The sequence below is a fragment of the Pseudomonas sp. GM24 genome (genome assembly GCF_000282235.1).
In the GTDB taxonomy this organism is placed as follows: domain Bacteria; phylum Pseudomonadota; class Gammaproteobacteria; order Pseudomonadales; family Pseudomonadaceae; genus Aquipseudomonas.
On record NZ_AKJR01000327.1, the window covers coordinates 1 to 1,555 of the forward strand.

The 1,555-nt window shown below is 59.9% G+C and carries 1 protein-coding gene; it reads right to left on the minus strand.

All coding sequences use genetic code 11. The features are described 5' to 3' along the window. Nucleotides 1-67 precede the first annotated feature (67 nt). Nucleotides 68-1,423, minus strand: a complete 1,356-nt coding sequence (locus PMI23_RS27770; RefSeq protein ID WP_007914203.1) for an MFS transporter — start codon at nucleotides 1,421-1,423, stop codon at nucleotides 68-70. Nucleotides 1,424-1,555 lie beyond the last annotated feature (132 nt).

The window sequence follows — 1,555 nt, forward strand, 5'->3', positions numbered from 1 at the left end:
CGGCAGCTCCTACATTGAAATATGCATTCCCATGTAGGAGCTGCCGAAGGCTGCGATCTTTTGCTCTTCAGGATTTGACAGATATCCCCACTCCAACTGCCGAATTTCCTTCGGAAGGCGAACGCACCTGAATAATCAGCAGCGCGGCGATGACCGCCGGGATCGCACAGAAGAAGAAAATCTGCGTCACTGGAATGTGCATCGCCAGCAGCAGGCTGCCAAACAGCGGCCCGAGAATCGAACCGAAGCGACCCACGCCCAATGCCCAACCGGTGCCGGTCGCACGCACATGCGCCGGGTAGAAATTGCTGGCAAACGCATTCAGCGTCAGTTGCCCGCCGATGATGCAGAACCCGGCGGCGAACACGCAGGCGACCAGATAACGCGGGTTGTCGTGATTTAGCCCGAGCAGAATCGTGCACAGCGCCGCACCGGCCAACACTGCGGACAACAATCGCACCTTGCGCTTCAAGCGGTCAGCGAACCAGGCCATGCAGATCGCGCCCAAGGTGCCGGCGAACAGAAACATCGACGTCACCAGATTGGCTTCGTTGAGTTTCAGGCCGCTTTCCAGAAGCAGCGTCGGCAACCAGCTGATCATGAAATACAGCAGAATCAGGCTGACGAAAAACGTTGCCCAGATCAGCAAGGTCGGTCGCGCGTAGCCATTGCGGAACAATTCGACCACGGTCAGTTTGCTGCCCTGCTCACGTTCGTTCTGCTCGGCAGTCGCCAGCGGTGGTTGCCAGTCCGGCAGCATGCGCGCGGTGACTTTGCGCAGCCGCGTATACGGCGGTTCATCACGCAGCAAACGTGGCAGCGACTCCGGCAGCATCCACCAGAGAAACGGAAACAACAGCAACGGCGTAACGCCACCGGCGAGAAACACTGCTTGCCAGCCGAACTGGTCGATGAACCCGGCGGCGACGAAACCACCCGCCGCGCCACCGAACGAAAAACCACACGCCGCCAGCGTCACCATCAAGGTGCGCAACCGCGGTGGCGAATATTCCGACATCAACGCCATGGCACTGGGCATCGCTCCGCCCATGCCGATACCGCAGATGAAGCGCGCGATCATCAGTGTGTTCAGCGAGTCGGCGAAGACCATCAGCACCGTCAGCGTGGCGTAGATCAGCACGCAGGCGAGCAGAATCCGGCGCACGCCAAAGCGGTCGGCGAGCGGTGTGACTGCGAGCGAACCGAGCGTGAGGCCGAGCAGGTTGGCGCTGAAAACCGGGCCGAACGCAGACTTTTCCAGGCCCCAGTCCTGCGCCAGCGCAGGCACCACGTAACCGAGCACCTGGGCGTCATAACCGTCGGTGACCAGCAGCAAGGCGAGCAGGATCAAGAGCAACCACTGATAGCGGGACACAGGACGGGCGTCGAGTGCCGCCCGAAAGCTGGCAATCTGGTTGTGCATCGCAAGGTACCTGTTTTGTTTTTATGATTATGCGAATGGCGATATTCCCTTGTAGGAGTGAGCCTGCTCGCGATAGCGGTGGGTCAGTCAGAAACTGAGTGACTGACACTCCCTCATCGCGAGCAGGCTCAC